The sequence below is a fragment of the Cupriavidus sp. UBA2010 genome, assembly GCF_002335265.1.
GTDB classification, from domain to species: Bacteria; Pseudomonadota; Gammaproteobacteria; order Burkholderiales; family Burkholderiaceae; genus Cupriavidus; species Cupriavidus metallidurans.
Genome location: NZ_DDCI01000032.1, coordinates 79085 through 96574, shown reverse-complemented (window position 1 = coordinate 96574; position 17490 = coordinate 79085). Strand labels below are relative to the sequence as shown.

General features: G+C 63.8%; 17 protein-coding genes. 6 read left to right on the top strand and 11 right to left on the bottom strand.

The window, feature by feature from the left end:
• Positions 1–4: 4 nt before the first annotated feature.
• The 7 genes from flgH to flgB form a co-directional block, all read right to left on the bottom strand.
• Positions 5–718: a flagellar basal body L-ring protein FlgH gene (flgH, locus tag B2246_RS22915; RefSeq protein WP_008641166.1), complete on the bottom strand. Its 714-nt coding sequence runs from the start codon at positions 716–718 to the stop codon at positions 5–7.
• Between the two features lie 6 nt (positions 719–724).
• The gene (gene flgG, locus B2246_RS22910; protein ID WP_008641159.1) at positions 725–1510 is read right to left on the bottom strand and encodes a flagellar basal-body rod protein FlgG; all 786 of its coding nucleotides are present in this window, start codon (positions 1508–1510) and stop codon (positions 725–727) included.
• A gap of 48 nt (positions 1511–1558) precedes the next feature.
• Positions 1559–2302 carry a flagellar basal-body rod protein FlgF gene (flgF, locus tag B2246_RS22905; RefSeq protein ID WP_008641158.1) on the bottom strand — a complete coding sequence of 248 codons (744 nt, stop codon included), beginning with the start codon at positions 2300–2302 and terminating at the stop codon, positions 1559–1561.
• Positions 2303–2328: 26 nt separating this feature from the next.
• Positions 2329–3576 (bottom strand): flagellar hook protein FlgE, encoded by a 1248-nt coding sequence (flgE, locus tag B2246_RS22900; protein WP_008641157.1) that lies wholly within the window; start codon positions 3574–3576, stop codon positions 2329–2331.
• A gap of 73 nt (positions 3577–3649) precedes the next feature.
• On the bottom strand, positions 3650–4318 hold the full coding sequence (locus B2246_RS22895) for a flagellar hook assembly protein FlgD (RefSeq protein WP_008641156.1): 669 nt from the start codon (positions 4316–4318) through the stop codon (positions 3650–3652).
• Positions 4319–4359: 41 nt separating this feature from the next.
• A complete protein-coding gene (flgC, locus tag B2246_RS22890; RefSeq protein WP_008641155.1) occupies positions 4360–4767 on the bottom strand; it encodes a flagellar basal body rod protein FlgC in 408 nt (135 codons plus the stop codon).
• Between the two features lie 11 nt (positions 4768–4778).
• Positions 4779–5186, bottom strand: coding sequence for a flagellar basal body rod protein FlgB (flgB, locus tag B2246_RS22885; RefSeq protein ID WP_035880745.1), 408 nt, complete (start codon positions 5184–5186; stop codon positions 4779–4781).
• 274 nt (positions 5187–5460) lie between these two features.
• Between flgB and flgA the strand changes: the two genes are divergently transcribed.
• From flgA to B2246_RS22860, 5 genes are all read left to right on the top strand, one after another.
• Positions 5461–6198: a flagellar basal body P-ring formation chaperone FlgA gene (gene flgA, locus B2246_RS22880; RefSeq protein WP_186426738.1), complete on the top strand. Its 738-nt coding sequence runs from the start codon at positions 5461–5463 to the stop codon at positions 6196–6198.
• A gap of 238 nt (positions 6199–6436) precedes the next feature.
• The gene (gene flgM / locus B2246_RS22875; RefSeq protein WP_029309689.1) at positions 6437–6757 is read left to right on the top strand and encodes a flagellar biosynthesis anti-sigma factor FlgM; all 321 of its coding nucleotides are present in this window, start codon (positions 6437–6439) and stop codon (positions 6755–6757) included.
• Between the two features lie 7 nt (positions 6758–6764).
• Positions 6765–7229: a flagellar protein FlgN gene (locus B2246_RS22870; protein WP_008641151.1), complete on the top strand. Its 465-nt coding sequence runs from the start codon at positions 6765–6767 to the stop codon at positions 7227–7229.
• Positions 7230–7350: 121 nt separating this feature from the next.
• Entirely contained in the window at positions 7351–8382 is a 1032-nt protein-coding gene (locus B2246_RS22865) for an FUSC family protein (protein WP_035880743.1), read from the top strand.
• Between the two features lie 367 nt (positions 8383–8749).
• Complete coding sequence (locus B2246_RS22860; RefSeq protein ID WP_008641142.1) at positions 8750–10993, top strand: NADP-dependent isocitrate dehydrogenase; 2244 nt, start codon at positions 8750–8752, stop codon at positions 10991–10993.
• Positions 10994–11260: 267 nt separating this feature from the next.
• Here the strand turns inward: B2246_RS22860 and B2246_RS22855 are convergent, their stop codons facing one another.
• On the bottom strand, positions 11261–12406 hold the full coding sequence (locus tag B2246_RS22855) for an acyl-CoA dehydrogenase family protein (protein ID WP_186426737.1): 1146 nt from the start codon (positions 12404–12406) through the stop codon (positions 11261–11263).
• A 23-nt stretch (positions 12407–12429) separates the two neighbouring features.
• Positions 12430–13629, bottom strand: a complete 1200-nt coding sequence (locus tag B2246_RS22850; RefSeq protein ID WP_008641140.1) for an acyl-CoA dehydrogenase — start codon at positions 13627–13629, stop codon at positions 12430–12432.
• A 193-nt stretch (positions 13630–13822) separates the two neighbouring features.
• On the opposite strand from B2246_RS22850, the gene B2246_RS22845 reads away from it, so the two are divergent.
• Positions 13823–14308 (top strand): LEA type 2 family protein, encoded by a 486-nt coding sequence (locus B2246_RS22845; protein ID WP_008641139.1) that lies wholly within the window; start codon positions 13823–13825, stop codon positions 14306–14308.
• Positions 14309–14389: 81 nt separating this feature from the next.
• Here B2246_RS22845 and B2246_RS22840 read toward each other — a convergent pair whose 3' ends face one another.
• Complete coding sequence (locus B2246_RS22840; RefSeq protein ID WP_008641134.1) at positions 14390–15727, bottom strand: nucleobase:cation symporter-2 family protein; 1338 nt, start codon at positions 15725–15727, stop codon at positions 14390–14392.
• Between the two features lie 68 nt (positions 15728–15795).
• Complete coding sequence (locus B2246_RS22835) at positions 15796–17334, bottom strand: EAL domain-containing protein (RefSeq protein ID WP_286881198.1); 1539 nt, start codon at positions 17332–17334, stop codon at positions 15796–15798.
• Between the last annotated feature and the right edge of the window lie 156 nt (positions 17335–17490).

Below are 17490 nucleotides of genomic sequence, written 5' to 3'. Positions count from 1 at the left end.
GGAATCAGAACGGAAGGACATTGAGGAAGAAGCGCTGCAGCCAGCCCATGTTCTGTGCTTCGTCGATATACCCCTTGGCGGTGTACTCGATACGCGCGTCCGCCACCTGGGTGGAGAGCACCCCATTGTCGCCAGTGATCGTGCGCGGATTGACCACGCCCGAGAAACGAATGAACTCCGCGCCCTGGTTGATGGCCATCTGCTTTTCGCCGGACACCACCAGGTTGCCGTTGGGCAGCACCTCCAGCACAGTCACCGTGATGGTGCCGTTGAACGTATTGGTCGCGGAGGACCCGCCGCTGGCTTTCAGCGTGTTGGTACCGCCGATGTCGGCGTTCGAAGCGGAGCTGAACAGCCCAGCCAGCGCGCGCGGCACCGCGTTGAAGCTCAGCGTGCTGTTGCCGGCGCGGCTGGCATTGGAGCCCGAGTTCTTGCTGGCGTTGATGTTCTCCGTGATCACGATGGTCAGGATGTCACCAACGTTGCGTGGCCGCCTGTCCTCGAACAGCGGATTGCCCGCCGCATAGGAAGACGCAAAGATCGAGCCCGTGGGCGCGCTCACCGGGCGCGATTCGGCGCGCGCTGTGGTGGGCAGTTGCACGAGCGGCTCCTTGGGCATCATCGCGCAGCCGCCGCTGGCCAGCGCGGCCAGGCCGACGATGGCGTGCGCGACGAATGCGACGATGCGAGAGCCAGAGCGAGTGGCGGCCATGGTCATTGCCATTTATCCCATCTGGGTCAGACGCTGCAGCATCTGATCCGACGTCTGCACCGCCTTGCTGTTGATTTCGTACGCACGCTGTGTCTGGATCATGCTCACCAGTTCTTCCACCACGTTCACGTTCGACGCTTCGACGTAGTTGTTCTGCAGCGTGCCCGCGCCGTTCAGGCCCGGCACCGTGGTGTTCGGCGCGCCCGAGGCATCGGTCTGCACGTACAGGTTCTCGCCCATGCTTTCCAGCCCGGTCGGGTTCGGGAACGTGGCGAGTTGAAGCTGGCCCACCGTGGCTGCGTTGGTCGAGCCCGGCTGCATCACGGTCACCGTGCCGTCACGCGCGATGTTCACCGAGGTGTAGTTGGCCGGTAGCGTAATGGCCGGGTTGATCACGAAACCGCTCGACGTGACCAGCTGACCGTTCTGGTCCACCTGGAACGAACCGTCGCGCGTGTAGGAGGTGGTGCCGTCGGGCATCGTCACCTGGAAGAAGCCGTTGCCGATGATGGCCACGTCCTTGGCGTTGCCCGTTTGCTGCGGGTTGCCTTGCGTGTGGATACGCTCGGTTGCCACCGGACGCACACCAGTACCGATCTGCATGCCGGACGGCAGCACCGTCTGGTCCGACGACATCGCGCCCGGCTGGCGGATCGTCTGGTACATCATTTCCTCGAACACGGCACGGCTGCGCTTGAAGCCCGTGGTGGACACGTTGGCCAGGTTGTTCGAGATCACGTCCATCTGCGTCTGCTGCGCATCAAGACCGGTCTTGGCAATCCAGAGAGAGCGGATCATGGTGTTCCTTGTCTTAGCTTTTCCGCGCCGGCTTCAAGGCCGCGCGCTTCAATTGTTGGAGAGCAGCGCGTTAGCCCGCTGGTCGTTGCTGTCGGCGCCCGTGATCATCTTCATCTGCATCTCGAAGCGGCGCGCATTGGCGATCATTTCCACCATGGAGTCGACCGGGTTGACATTGCTGCCTTCCAGCGCGCCGGAGATCACGCGGACGTTGGGGTCCTGCTGAAGCGGGTCCACGCCCGGACGCAGACGGAAATAGCCGTCGTCACCACGCGCCAGCCCTTCGGGCGGCGGTGTGACGACGCGCAGCTTTCCTACCTGGGCCAGGCCGTTCGCGGCCTCGCCCGGGCCACGCGCGGTCACGGTTCCATCGGTGCCGATCGACACCGTGGAACCGGGCGGAATCCCGATCGGACCACCGTCGCCCATGACCGGCAGGCCCAGCGAGGTCTGGAGCTGCCCGTCCGGCGACACCTGTAGCGATCCTGCTCGGGTATATGCCTCGGAGCCGTCCGGCATCTGCACCGCCAGCCAGCCGTTGCCCTGCAGCGCCACGTCCAGATTGCGGCCCGTGTAGCTGAGCGGACCGGCTTTCATGTCGGCGCCTGGCGTCGAGGCCAGCGTGAAGGCGCGTGTCTGCGCCTCCTGCCCCACCACCGGCACGGCGCGGTACATGTTGACCTGCGCCTTGAAGGCCGTTGTGGATGCATTGGCCAGGTTGTTCGATACCGCGGCCTGCTGGTCGAGTATCTGCTTGGCGCCCGACAGGGCGGTGTAGATCATGCGGTCCATGACGCTGCTTGAAGTTCAGGCTGAGATCAGAGGTTCACCAGCGTCTGCATGACCGTGTCCTGCGCCTTGATGGTCTGCGCGTTGGCTTGGTAGTTGCGCTGGGCGACGATCAGGTTCACGAGCTGGCCGGACAGGTCCACGTTCGACTCTTCCACCGAGCCCGACTGCAGCGTGCCCATCGAACCGCCGGCCACGCCGAGCAGTTCCTGGCCCGAGGCGCCGGTGGCGGACCACACGTTGTTGCCTTCCGGCTTCAGGCCTTCGGCATTGCCGAACGCGGCCATGGCGATCTGGCCCAGCGACTTCGTCTGCTCGTTCGAGAACGAACCGAGGATCGTGCCGTCTGACTGCACCGAGAAGCCCAGCAGCGAGCCCGACGTGAAACCGTTCTGCACGATGCTCTTCGGGTCGTTGTCCGCGCCGAACTGGGTGGTGCCCGACAGATCCAGCGTAGCCGTCATCGCCGCGGCGCCATTGGCGGCCGGCAGCGTGACCGTCGGCATCGTGGTGGCGCTCGGCGCCTTGAGCATGCCGTTTGCATCGAACGACAGCGTGACCGTCTGCAGCACGTTGCCGGACGCGTCGGTCACGTTCATGTCCCAGTCCGTGCCGCCGAATGCGTTGGGCGGTGCCGGGTTCGTCGCCGGGATGCTCTTGCCGAAGTACGCGGTGAGCTGCTGCTTGTTGCCCAGCGAGTCATACACCGTCATCGCCGTGCTGTAGTTGAACATGGTCGAGTTCGGCAGCGCGGGGGGGTTGGCGCCCGGCGTGCTGACAAACGCGTTGGTCGGTACCGTGCTGCGCGAATCGAGCTGGAACTGGGCCTTGATGTTCGTGGTGGCCTGCGGCGGCATCTGCGCGTTGCTGATCACGATCGGTTGCGGTGCCACACCGCCTGCCGTGGTGCCAGCCGGGTAACCGGTGACCTGCAGGCCCGACGCGTTGACCAGACGGCCATCGTCCAGGCGCTGGAACTGGCCATTGCGCGAGTAGTACACCCCGCCGTCCGTGCTGGCCAGGCGGAAGAAACCGTTGCCGTTACTGATGGCCACGTCGAGGTTGCGCCCGGTCGACGAGATATTGCCGTTGGTGAACGACTGCACCACCGAATTCACACGCGTGCCCAGGCCGATCTTCGAACCTGCGTAGACATCCGCGAACTGCGCGGTCGATTGCTTGAAGCCAACCGTGTTCGCGTTGGCGATGTTGTTGCCGATCACGTCCAGGTTGGACGCCGCGGCGTTCAGGCCGCTTACCCCTTGACCAAAACCCATGATTAACCCCTATGTAGGCTGTCGTTCGTGAAATGCCCGCGCGTATGCCGGACCGGGTGATATGTAAATGCGTTCAGGAAATGCGGCGTACGTCGTCGACGCTGGCGGTCTGGCCGTTGCCGAGGTCGACCAGCACGCCCGAACTGTCGCCGCTGATCGCTTGCACCTTGCCGTAGACCAGCGCCACCGGCAACACGTCCTTGCCGTTGGCCGTCGCGGCCACCTTGAAGCTGTAGTCGCCATCCGCGACGGCGTTGCCCTGGTCGTTCTTGCCGTCCCAGGCAACATCCTTGACACCGGCGGTCTGGCCTTTCATGTCGATCGTGCGCACCACGTTGCCGCTGGCATCTAGCACCTGCACGGTCACGCTGTCGGCGGTCGAAGGAATGTCCACGCCGATCTGGCCCGGCACGCCGCCGGACACGCTCACGGCAGAGCCGGGCACCATCACGGTCTTGCCGATCAGGCTGGCCGAGTCCATCGCGCGGCTCGCGGCAGTCTGCTGCAGCAACTGGGTCAGCGTGGTGTTCATTGTCTGCAGGCCGCTCACGGTGCTGATCTGCGCGAGCTGCGAAGTAAGCTGCGAGTTGTCGAGCGGATTGAGCGGGTCCTGGTTGTTCATCTGCGTCACCAGCATCGTCAGGAACTGGTTCTGCAGGTCGGCGGCGCTGGCGCTGCCGTTCTGCAGTGCCTGGTTCACAGCCGAAGTGGTGCTGCTGCCAACGTTGGAAGTGGTGGTCATGGTGGGTTCCGGCTAGTCCTGGAGTTTCGGAAGGTTGGGCTTCACTGACCGATGGTCAGCGTCTTCAGCATCATGCTCTTGGCGGTGTTGAGCACCTCCACGTTGGCCTGGTACGAACGCGATGCGGAGATCATGTTGACCATCTCTTCCACCGGATTCACGTTGGGCATCGTCACGTAGCCGTTGGCGTCCGCGAGCGGATGGCTCGGGTTGAGCACCATGCGCGCCGGCGCGGTGTCTTCCATCACCCCAGCCACCTGCACGCCGCCAACATCGCTCTGGCCGGGCGTGGGCGCCATCTCGAAGATCACCTGCTTGGCGCGATACGGCTGCCCGTTCGGGGCCACCGCGCTGTCCGCGTTGGCCAGGTTCGAAGCCGTCACGTTCATGCGTTGCGACTGCGCGGCCATCGCCGAGCCCGCCACATCGAAAATGCTCATCGTTCCCACGGCAGTCTCCGTCAGCTCTGGATCGCAGCCAGCATCGTCTTGATCTTGGAACTCATCACCGTGAGGCCCGCTTCGTAATGGACGGTGTTGTCGGCAAAGGCCACGCGCTCGGTATCCATTTCGACCGTGTTGCCGTCGATGCTCGACTGCAGCGGAATGCGGTAGTCGAGTTCATTGCCGGTGGACGTGGGTGCCTGCCCCGGCAGGTGACGCGCGGACGTGGTGGACAACGACGTGCCCTGGCTGCGCTGGCCGCGTTCCACCGACTGGGCCAGCGTGCTGGCGAAGTCGAAGTCGCGGGCCTTGTAGCCTGGCGTGTCGGCGTGCGCGATGTTCGAGGCAATCACCGATTGCCGCTGTGTCCTCAGGCTCAGGGCTTCCTGCTGGAAGCGGAACGCTGCGTCGAGTTTGTCCATGATGTCTGCCTTTCCTGCGTGGCTTCAAATGGCTGCATTGCGGGAGAACGCCGTCGCGTGGCCAGGTATACGTGTCCGGCGCCGCGGTCGGGCTTCTTCAGGGTTGCCATCTTAGGGGCCGGGTTGTCACGCCAATCGCTGGAATAGGGACGGGAAACCCGCGCATTTCCGCTGCGGTCTCTCGCGCCACGCTGCCTACAATGAGCCCCACTGAATGACAACGGCGCATCGCGCACGGGCGGCGCGCCACCCATACATCCTTGCTGGGATGAACGCCATGAATCTCTATCGCCAGGCCGCCGCGCTGTTGGCGCTGGCCGGCATTGCCATGAGCCAGCCAGTGCTGGCCGCGCCCTCCGCTGCCACGCCTGTGACTGCACAAACCCCATCCACGCCGTTTGTCGATGACCCGGCGCGCGTGGCCGTGGAGCAGTTCCTGCTGCGCCAGGCCAGCGGGCTGCCCGGCAAGGTCAGCGTTCAGGTGGGAACGCCCTCGGGCGGCCGCGCGCCGGAGTGCGTCGATCCCCAACCGTTCCTGCCGCCCGGCGCAGCGCCTTACGGCCGCGTCAACGTAGGATTGCGCTGCGGTGGTGACCGGCCGTGGACACGCTACATGCAGGCGCGCGTGTCGGTGCTCACTGACTACTATGTGGCCGCGCGCGCGATGGGCCCGGGAGAAACCATTACCGCCGCCGATCTCGAGGTCCGCCAGGGCGATCTGGCCATGCTGCCGCGCGCCGTGGTGACCGACCCGTCGCAGGTGGACGGCTCCGTCTCCGCCAATCGCATCGCCGCCGGCTCGCCGATGCGCACCGACCTGGTCCGGAAGCCGATTGCGGTGAAATCGGGCCAGACCGTCAACGTGACCGTGGAAGGCGATTCGTTCCAGCTCAGCAGCGAAGGCAAGGTGCTGACCGACGCCGCCACCGGCAATATGGTCCAGGTGCGGCTGCGCAACGGCCAGGTTGTCAGCGGGCTGGTTCGCAGCGGCGATACGGTCGTGCTGCAGCAGTAAGTCGATGAAAATTGCGGCCGCGGCACTTTTCGCCGTGGCCTGAAATCATTGGAAGTTAGTCGTCACACGGGCTGGAGGCCTTGGCACAACAGGAAAATGGCAACGTCACAACCGGCACGGGCCGGGCGTGCGAAAATGCCGCGGAACTGTCAGGCGATCGCGCCGCACCACACCGGAAAATCCTAAAGTTTCCGGCAGCGCATCCGATAAGCCAGAGGAACCCAGCAAGGATTTCACCGTGAAGATCAACAATTCCCCCTCGTCCCGGCCCACCGAGCCGTCGGCATCCGAAGGCGGCGCCCGTCCGGCCGCCAGCGGTGCCGCCGCGTCGTCGGATCCCACCGCCCTGACCGGCGTGCGTGTCAGCCCGCTGGCCGCGCAGGTTCGGGAAATCGGCACGCGCCTGCTGCAGGACAGCGACAGTGATATCGATGTCGCCAAGGTTGCGGAAGTGCGCAAGGCGATTGCGGAGGGCCGGATCCAGATCGATCCCAGCAAGATTGCCGACGGCCTGCTCGCATCGCTCCATGAGCTGAGCCAGGGCGGCAGCAAACCCTGAACTTCACATGACCCAGGCAGCCCTGATCCAGACCCTTTCGATTGAAGCCGGCGCCATTGCGGCCTTTGGCCGCGCCCTTGCGGATGAACGCGAGGCCATCAAGCGACAGGACTTCCAGGCATTGACCGATCTGCTCGGCAAGAAGATGGAACTGGCTCAGGCGCTGACCCGCGCCACCGCCGCGCGCGAGGCGCAGATGATCGCGCTGAAGCTGCGCGTGGGCGCCGGCGGACTGCTGATCGGCGGCCCGCTCGAACCGGGCGTGGCCGAAGCGTGGCGCAAGGTGGTGTTCTTTGCCCACAAGGCCCGCGACGCCAACGAACTCAACGGCGCCATCGTCAACGCGCATCTGGAATTCACGCAGGAAGCGATCCAGGTACTGCGCCAGGGCGGTGCCGGCCCGAACGAAATGTACGGCCGCAACGGCAAGGCAAGCGCCACCGCGGGCGGCGTCAGTCTGGCCGCTGGCTGACACACACCCCGACCGCGACGGGTGCGGCCCCGCACCCGGGTATTCCTGCGCCGGGATGTAAACATTGCGGAACCCGGGTTCCGCTCTATACACTCGAAGCGTTCACTTTTCGGTGATCGCCATGTTCGAGGCCCTGCGAAAGACAACCAGCGCGCTGTTCGACCCCGACCGACGATTCCGTCAGGCCCGCATCTTTCACGCCGTGCGCGTGGCGCTGGCCCTGCTGGTCTCGATTGCGCTCACCACCGGCATTCACATCCCGCACGGTGAGTGGGCCACCATTACCGTTCTGGTCGTCATCGGCGGCCTGCAGCACCACGGCAACATCCGCCGGCGCGCCGCCGAGCGCGGCGTCGGCACGGTGATCGGCGCATTCCTCGGACTGCTTCTGATCCTGCAGGAAGCCTATTTCCATATCCCTGTACTCACCTGGCTGCTGCTGGCCCTGATCTGCGGCTACTGCGCTTACCACGCCGTGGGCAAAGGCGGGTACATCGCGCTGCTGGCGGCCATTACCGTCGTCATCACGGCAGGCCATGGCAACCAGCATGTCGAGGATGCCCTGTGGCGCACGCTCGATGTACTGATCGGCACGGTGATCGCGCTGGCCTTCTCGTTCGCGCTGCCTGCCTATGCTTCCTACTCCTGGCGCTTTAAGCTGGCCGGCATGCTGCGGAGCTGCGCGGCCGTCCACGCGAAGATCGCGCGCGGGATGCGGGACGAGAAAGAGCGGCAGCAGGACATGATGAAGCTCTCGGCGTCGATGGTGCAGTTGCGCAGCCTGATCCCATCCGTCGCGAAGGAAACCGGCGTGCCGACGACCGATCTCGAGGAGGTGCAACACAGCGCGCGGGTCTGCATCAGCGCGCTGGAAATGCTCGCGGCCATCGACCCCGTGGCGGCCGAGCCGACGGACGAGGAACGCCACATCCGCGATCTGTTGCTGGAAATGGCCAGCGCGCTCGAGTCCGGCGACGAATCCATGGTGCAACTGAACCTGCCGCTGCCCGAGCCGCATCCGGATGACCCCTCGATCGGCCACAGCTCCCATACCTTCCTGACGCTGCACCTGGCCGCCGAGATCGGCCATCTGCGCGATCACCTTGCGCAGATGGCCCGGCAGAGCCGCTTCCCGTACAACGGTACGCACTGAGCGACCGGTCCGTGATGCCGATTCCCATGAATGGGTCTGGCCGCCCATCCAAATCACAAAAATGGCCCTTGAGGCACATAGATAAGCCGTTATTCCCGAGTTCGCCAGTGGGACTCTTCTATAAGATATAAGAATGATGGTTTTTCATCGATTCCTGTCATTGGCTAAATCGATGATTTTGAACGCAAATGGCAGCATGAAGACGGGGTGATAGCCAGACCGATGGTGAATGCGGCTGCATACATTGCGTAAATTTCACATGAAGGATTGCACCTCCGCCATGCAAAATCAGGCAAAATTCGAGTCTTGCCTCGAACCGCGACCCGGAAGAGGCATTTCCCAACCTGAATCTGATGCGAGATAAGCGATGAGCAACCAGCAGCCAACCATCATTTACACCCTAACCGACGAAGCTCCGCTGCTGGCCACCAGTGCCTTCCTGCCCATCATCCGCACGTTCGCTGGCCCGGCCGGCGTGAACGTCGTGACCAGCGACATCTCGGTCGCTGGCCGTATCCTGGGCGAATTCCCCGAATTCCTGACCGAAGCACAGCGTGTGCCGGACAACCTGGCCGAACTGGGCAAGCTCACGCAAGACCCGGACACCAACATCATCAAGCTGCCGAACATCAGCGCCTCGGTGTTCCAGCTCGTCAGCGCGATCAAGGAACTGCAGTCGAAGGGCTACAAGATCCCCGACTTCCCCGAAGATCCGAAGACCGAAGAAGAGAAGGCCATCCAGAAGCGCTACTCGAAGTGCCTGGGCAGCGCCGTGAACCCGGTCCTGCGCGAAGGCAACTCGGACCGCCGCGCGCCTGCCGCCGTCAAGAACTACGCCCGCAAGCACCCGCACAGCATGGGCGAGTGGAGCATGGCCTCGCGCACGCACGTCGCCCACATGAAGCACGGCGACTTCTACCATGGCGAAAAGTCGATCACGCTGGACGGCGCACGCGAAGTCCGCATGGAACTGCTGACCAAGAGCGGCAAGACCATCGTGCTGAAGCCGAAGGTCGCGCTGCTGGACGGCGAAGTCATCGACAGCATGTTCATGAGCAAGAAGGCCCTGCTGGACTTCTATGAAGACCAGATGGAAGACGCGCGCAAGACCGGCGTCATGCTGAGCCTGCACGTGAAGGCGACGATGATGAAGGTGTCGCACCCGATCGTGTTCGGCCACGCCGTCAAGGTCTTCTACAAGGATGCGTTCGCCAAGCACCAGAAGCTGTTCGATGAACTGGGCGTGAACGTCAACAACGGCCTGGTCGACCTGTACACCAAGATCGAAACGCTGCCGGAATCGAAGCGCGAGGAAGTCATCCGCGACATGCACGCCTGCCACGAACATCGCCCGGAAATGGCGATGGTGGATTCGGCCAAGGGCATCTCGAACCTGCACGCGCCGAACGACGTGATCGTCGACGCATCGATGCCGGCCATGATCCGTATCGGCGGCAAGATGTGGGGCGCGGACGGCCGCACAAAGGACACCAAGTGCCTGATTCCGGAATCGACGTTCGCCCGCATCTATCAGGAAATCATCAACTTCTGCAAGACCAACGGCGCGTTTGATCCGGTAACGATGGGCACGGTGCCGAACGTCGGCCTGATGGCCCAGAAGGCCGAAGAGTACGGTTCGCACGACAAGACGTTCGAAATTCCCGAAGACGGCGAAGCCCGCATCGTCGACAACGCCACCGGCGAAGTGCTGACCGCCCTGACGCAGCAGGTTGAAGCAGGCGACATCTGGCGCATGTGCCAGGTCAAGGACGCCCCGATCCGCGACTGGGTGAAGCTGGCCGTCACGCGCGCCCGCAATTCGGGCATGCCTGCCGTGTTCTGGCTGGACCCGTACCGTCCGCACGAGGCCGAGCTGATCAAGAAGGTGGAAACGTACCTGAAGGATTACGACACCAACGGTCTGGAGATCCAGATCATGTCGCAGGTTCGCGCCATGCGTTACACGCTGGAGCGCGTGATCCGCGGCCTGGACACCATCTCGGTGACCGGCAACATCCTGCGTGACTACCTGACCGACCTGTTCCCGATCATGGAACTGGGCACCAGCGCCAAGATGCTGTCGATCGTGCCGCTGATGGCAGGTGGCGGCATGTACGAAACCGGCGCGGGCGGTTCGGCACCGAAGCACGTCGCGCAGCTCGTGGAAGAAAACCACCTGCGTTGGGACTCGCTGGGTGAATTCCTGGCCCTGGCCGTGTCGCTGGAAGAGCTGGGCATCAAGTCCGGCAACGAACGCGCCAAGATCCTGGCCACGACGCTGGACGCCGCCACCGGCAAGCTGCTGGACAACGCCAAGAGCCCGTCGCCGAAGACCGGCCAGCTCGACAACCGTGGCAGCCAGTTCTACCTGGCCATGTACTGGGCCCAGGAACTGGCCGCGCAGAAGGGCGACGCCGAGCTGGCGAAGATCTTCGCGCCGCTGGCCAAGACGCTGACGGACAACGAGTCGACCATCATCGGCGAACTCGGCGCTGTGCAGGGCAAGCCGGTGGACATCGGCGGCTACTACATGCCGGACGCCGCCATGCTGGAAGCCGTGATGCGCCCGAGCCAGACGCTGAACTCGGCGCTGGCAGCAGTGAAGGCCTAAGAAGCTGTTTCAGAATGAAGCGAAGCGGTTATGGCTAGGCGCGGGGCCGCAGACAGTACAAGTCGTACGGCAAGGCCCCGCAACGACGCCAGAATCGTTTTGAAACGGCTTCCAAGTCGCGCTCGCCTCGCCGCTTGCCCGGTAGTTGCGGCTGGCGGTGGTGGTTGAAAACCGGAAAGCCCCGGAGCAGGAATGCTCCGGGGCTTTTTCTTTGAGGTTCTTGCCGATCGGGGGAGGACTAACGCGCCGTCGGTCCCCACCTCACGATCACGCCATCGCCGCCTGAACGGCCTCGGCGCAGATTGCCTCGTGCCGATCCGCCGAGCCGAAGATCAAATCCGCAACAATGGCACGCTTGTAGTAATGGCCGATCACGTACTCGTCGGTCATGCCGATGCCGCCGTGCAACTGAATGGCCTGCCCGCAGACATACCGGGCAGCACGGCCGACAAACGCCTTGGCCTGCGAAACCCGGTGCAACAGCGTGGCTTCGTCCTCATGGTCGATGGCTGCCAGCAGCGAGAACAGCATGGAACGCGCCAGCTCCATCTCCGCGGCCATGTCGGACATGCGATGTTGCAGCGCCTGGAAGCTGCCGATGGGCACGCCGAACTGCTTGCGCACCTTGAGGTAATCCGCCGTGACCTCGACGGCTTTCTCCATGCCGCCGACAAGCTCCGCGCACAGCGCCGCCGTTGCGTGCGCCAACCCGTGGCGCAGTGCGCGCAAGCCTTCGCCCGGCTCGCCGAGCATGGCCGAAGGCGGCACGCGCGCGCCATCGATTTCCAGCTCCGCCGCCCATGTGCCGTCATGTAGTGGCAGCGCGTGGCACGTCAGACCCGGCGTGCCGGTGTCGACGAGAAAGAGCGTGATCGCGGACGGCTCCCCACTATCGGCAAGGCGCGCCGACACGATGAAGGCATCGGCATCCACACCGCCCAGCACCAGCGTCTTGGTGCCACGCAACGTATAGCCGTCCGGGCCAGCCTCGGCTGACGTCGAAACGATCTCCGGCACTCCACGCGCATCGGCTTCGCTGTACGCAAGCGCGTAGCGTCGCGCCCCTTCGGCCAATGGTGGCAACAGTGCCTCTCTCTGGTTCGGTGTGGCTGCGGCCATCAGGGTCTGCGTGGCCAGCACGCCGCTACCCAGAAATGGCTCCAGCACCAGGCCACGCCCGAGTTCCTGCGCGATCAGGGCGGTGTCGATCACCGAACCGCCCAGGCCGCCGCAAGTCTCCGGCAGCGCGGCGGCCAGCCAGCCGTTCTCGGCAAAGGTCTGCCAGTGACAGGTACCGCCAGTCTGGCCCGCCTGGATCAACGCGGTGCGGGCTTCGAATGCATATGCCTTCTCGACGAAGCGGCGGGCGCTGTCCTGCAGCATTTGCTGCGCATCATTCAGCTTGAAATGCATGGATATGGAACACTCGTGCCGGGTCAGAACTGGAACAGCGACTTGGCGATGATGCCGCGCTGCACTTCGCTGGTACCACCGTAGATCGTGGTGGCCCGCCGGAAGAGCATGTCGGCCGCGATGGACTGCGCCACCTCCTGCATCGGCAGCGACCGGGCACCTGCCGTGGCCGCGTGCGATCCCGGATACGCCACCGCGCCATGGTCGCCCAGCGCCTCGACAAGGAACTCGCTCATCTTCTGCTGCAACTCGGTACCTCGCACCTTGAGGATCGAACCCATCGCGTGAGCCGCTGGACTATGGTCCGCCTCCATGGCCGCCACACGCTGCACCATCACCGTGATCGCCTGCAACTCGGCCTCCAGGCGTGCCAGGCGCAAGGCAAACTCGTGCCGGCCGATCAAGGTTCCGCCGCCCACCCCCCGCGTGGCAGCCAACGCACGCAATTGCCGCTGGAAGCGCTGCAGCGTCGGCAGGTCCGCCGTCGACGCGTGCTCGTTGTTGAGCAGGAACTTGGTGAGCTTCCACCCCTCGCCCTCGGCGCCGACGAGGTTGCCCACAGGTACCCGCACGTCCTCGAAGAACGTCTCGTTCAGATGATGCGCGCCGTCGATGCTGATGATCGGCCGTACGGTGATGCCTGGCGTCTTCATGTCCACCAGCAGGAAGCTGATGCCGGCCTGCTTCTTCACCTGCGTATCGGTACGCACCAGCAGAAAGATCCAGTCGGCCTCATGCCCATAGCTGGTCCAGATCTTCTGACCATTGACGACGTAGTGATCGCCGTCGCGCTCGGCGCGGGTCCGCAGCGAAGCGAGATCCGACCCGGAGCCCGGCTCGGAGAAGCCCTGACACCACATCCGCTTTCCAGCGAGAATCGCCGGCACGTGGGCGGCCCGCTGCTCCGGTGTGGCGAAATAGTTCAGCACGGGCCCCACCAGCTTCTGCGCGAAGCCATCCTGCGTCGGCGCGCCTGCCGCGCTGCACTCCTCGTCGAAGATCAGCCGCTGCGGCACGGTCCAGCCAGTACCGCCGTGCTCGCTGGCCCAGTACGGCGCGCCCCAGCCCTTGGCATGCAGGATGCCCTGCCAGCGGGCCAGATCCGCGCGTGGGGAGCGAAAGCCACCCTTGCGGCGCGGCAGGTCGGGGGGAAGACTCTCGCGCAGGAACTCGCGCACCTCCTGCCGGAATGCCTGCAGGCTGGGGTCGGGTCGGAAATCCATCTGAAGCTCTCCTGATCAAGCCAATGGACTTCACAGTAAGCGGCCAGACGTTGAAAGACAGCCCCCCGCTACTGGTGGGGGGGCCAATATGCGCCTGGCCCGGTCGCCGCATGACTTCGCTATTCCATATGCCAGGTCTCGCCGGAAGCACTACACTAATCCACACCCGCAGACTCTCCAGACGAGGCCCACCATGCAGGCTCCCGACACATGGCGTTCCATTCGCCTCTACGTCCTCTGCCTTTGCATCCTTGCCTGGCTCGGCGGCTGCGCGGCGCTGACGGGTCAGGAACCGCTGCGGGTTGCCGTGGCTGGTGTCGAACCGATTCCGGGCGAAGGGCTGGAGATGCGCTTCAACGTCAAACTGCGCATTCAGAATCCCAACGATGCGCCGATCGAGTACAGCGGGGTGTCACTGGAGCTGGACCTGAACGGCCAATCCTTCGCCAGCGGCGTCAGTGACCAAAGCGGGACCGTGCCCCGGTTTGGCGAAACAGTGATCGACGTGCCATTGACCGTCCCCGCGTTCTCCGCCGTGCGTCAGGCGTTCGCCTTCGCCGGCGGCGTGAGTTCGGGCAACATTCCATATGAAGTGCGCGGACGACTGGCTGGCGGCTTTGCTGGCGGCACGCGCTTCACCGATCATGGAAAGCTGTCGCTGCCGACGGGGGGTACTTAAGGCTGATCCCATAAGTCAAACGCCCCGAAGCATCTCTGCTCCGGGGCGCCTTTCAAGCACGATTATCTTCCGCCGATCAACTCAGGCAAGCTCCTGCACCAGCGTCTCGCCTTCGACTTCCTCGTCTATCGCATCGACCTCGCGGCCCGGCAGGCACAGGTTGAGTACCACGGCCACCAGCGCGCCGACGGTGATCCCGGAACCGAATACTTCCTTCACGAACGCAGGCAGCTTGCCGAGCAGATCCGGACGGATCGTCACGGCCAGGCCGCATCCGATCGACACCGCAATGATCAGGCTGTTGCGCTTGGTCGGTGCCGAATGACCCAGCATTCGGATGCCAGCCGACACGATCATCGCGAACATCATCAGGCCCGCGCCACCAAGCACGGGCTGCGGAATCGTCACCACCAGCGCGCCGAGCACCGGGAACAGTCCCGCAAGCACCAGCATCCCGCCGGTCAACGCCACCACATGGCGGCTGGCGACACCGGTCAGCGAGACCACGCCCACGTTCTGCGCGAACGTCGAGACAGGGGGGCTAGACAGCAGCGCCGCGAACGCGGAACCAACACCATCGCAAAGAATGCCGCGCGCCAGCGTCTTGCCAGGCATAGGCGTGCGCGTCGCCGAACCTAGCGCCATGAACGTGCCGGTCGTTTCAACGATGGTGACCAGGAACGCCAGGGACATCGCGGCGATACCGGAGATCGGGAACTTCATGCCGAAGCTCGCGGGCTGCGGCAGCGCGAAGACCGGCGCATCGTGAAGCTGCGAGAAGTCCACCATGCCAAGCGCCAGACAGATGAGGTAGCCGATCATGATGCCGAGCACCACGGCCGACGCCGACACGATGCCCTTGCCCCACTGAACGAAGCCGATCACGAGCAACAGCACGATGCCTGCAATCGCCAGTGAGCCGGGCGCCGCGTAGTTGGCGCTACCTGCGCCACCCGCTGCCCAATCTATTGCAACCGGTGTCAACGACAGGCCGATCATCGTGACGACGACACCTGTCACCGTGTGCGGAAACAGCTTGCGAATTGTCGGCATGAAGAAGCTGCCCACAATCATCACCAACGATCCGGCCAGCGATGCGCCGAGAATGCCTGGCACACCGTGCTCGAGGCCAACACTGATGCCGGCGCCCACAAACGTGAAGCTGGTGCCCATGACGCAGGGCAGTCGAATGCCGACGGGACCGACACCCTTGCACTGGATGATCGTGACGATGCCGGAGCCAAGCAGCGCAGCATTCACAAGCGCGACGATCTGATCTGGGGGAAGTTTGAGCGCGCCGCCCAGAACGAGCGGTACGGCGATGATGCCGCCAAGCGCGGCGAGCAGATGTTGTGCGGCAAGCAGCACGGTCGTCAGGATCGGTGGACGATCCTCGACCTTATAAAGCAACGTCTCCATGCTTCAGGGTCTCCTCGGTTGATCCGGTCATAGCCGAATTTGTCCTCGGGTTTTTATCACAGAACCTGTCACTTTTGCATACAATTTTTGTAATACAAATTATGCATCCTAATGGCGGAAACGAAATCCTGCATCGGCATCGCCTTGCCAAACAGCCACCCTTGCGCGTATCGCACACCGCGCGCCATGAGATAGTCCGCCTGTTCCTGGGTCTCCACGCCTTCGGCAATCACCGCGACGCCGACGTCCTTCGCCATGTCGATGATGTGCGCCACGACGTGCCCCCTGACCGAGTTCGTGCCGATGGCCGACACGAACGATTTGTCGATCTTGATGTAGTCCACGTCCAGCGAGCCAAGGTACGAGAGTGACGAGTAGCCCGTGCCGAAATCATCGATCGCCACGCGAATGCCAAGCTTGCGTAACCGCTCGAAGTTAGGGATGACGCGGCTGGCTTCGAGCAGCACACCTTCAGTAGCTTCGACCATCACGCCGTCAACGCCACACGCTTGCCTGACGTCGGCAATGCGTTGCGCGATCGCGCAAGCGGCCAGATCCTCGGCGGACAGATTGACCGAGAAGTACATCGCACTGGCAAGGTCCCGCGGCAACGCCTGTGCGTCGGCAACAAGCAGATCGAGCATTCTGTTCGTGAGCTTCCTGATGCGGTGATGCCGCTCGGCCAGCGGGATGAACTTGTCGGGCGCGATCCATTGCCCATCGTGGCACCAGCGCATCAGTGCTTCGGCGCCGATCCATTTCCCGCTTTCCAGTTCGACGATCGGCATGTACGCGAGGGACAGTTCATCGTCACGTAGCGCGCGATCGAGCTGCCGCAGCAACCCGTGTCGCCGACGCAGCCCCAGCCGCGCGAGCGCCACGAGCGCACCGCCGAGCAACGCGCCAAACGGTACCAGCCATATCGCGACATTGCGCCAGTTGGCATGGAGCGCGCTGTCCGGAGACATCACGACCGCTGCATAGTCACGCGAGGGGGAGAGGCTGACCGACCCCGTGGCGCCACGGTGCTGCCACGTGATTGCGCCGCGTTCGCGAATCAGTGGCGGCATGCCGTCAAGATCGATCGGGTCGCGTTGCACGATGATCTGTCTGTTGGAAATGGCAACGAGCGCGATCGCGAAGCCGCGACTGTCGCCGCCGGTGTCGAGAATCATGTCCGGCAGCGCCAGGCTCGAATAGCCGGTGACCGAGTCAGTCAGCGCGATGTATCGCCGACTCTCATCGAACGGCAACTTCACGGCCGTTCGCACCCATTTGCCAAGACGGCTTTGGTAGGCCGGCGGACCGATCGGGATACCCGCATCCCCGTAACCGTAGGACGAGCATTGCAGCACGTTGCCTTCGACGTAGCCCACCACCTGCAGATAGCTTGCGCCGACGGCGAGGTTGCGCATCAGCGCAACGTTGTCCGGAGAACATGGAGATGTGGCGCCATGCCGCCTCAAGGCCGCATTGATACGCAAGTTCTGCTCGCTGAAGACGTGGGCCCGGTACAGGACCTCCGCAGCAAGGATGCCGGTGTGCAGTTGCTGCTCGCTCAACGCGAGGCGGTAGCTCATCCAGACCGAGGCACAGACGGGGAGCATGAAGGCTAGAGCAAGCGCCGCATAGGTCACGATCCTCGTTATCAGCCCCCTCATCCGCACCTCGATTCGTTTTTTTTGAGCCGATCAATCTATGCACTACGGCGGTTCGACGCTTAACCACTGGGGACAATAGCTTGACGGCTCGGGACATGACAC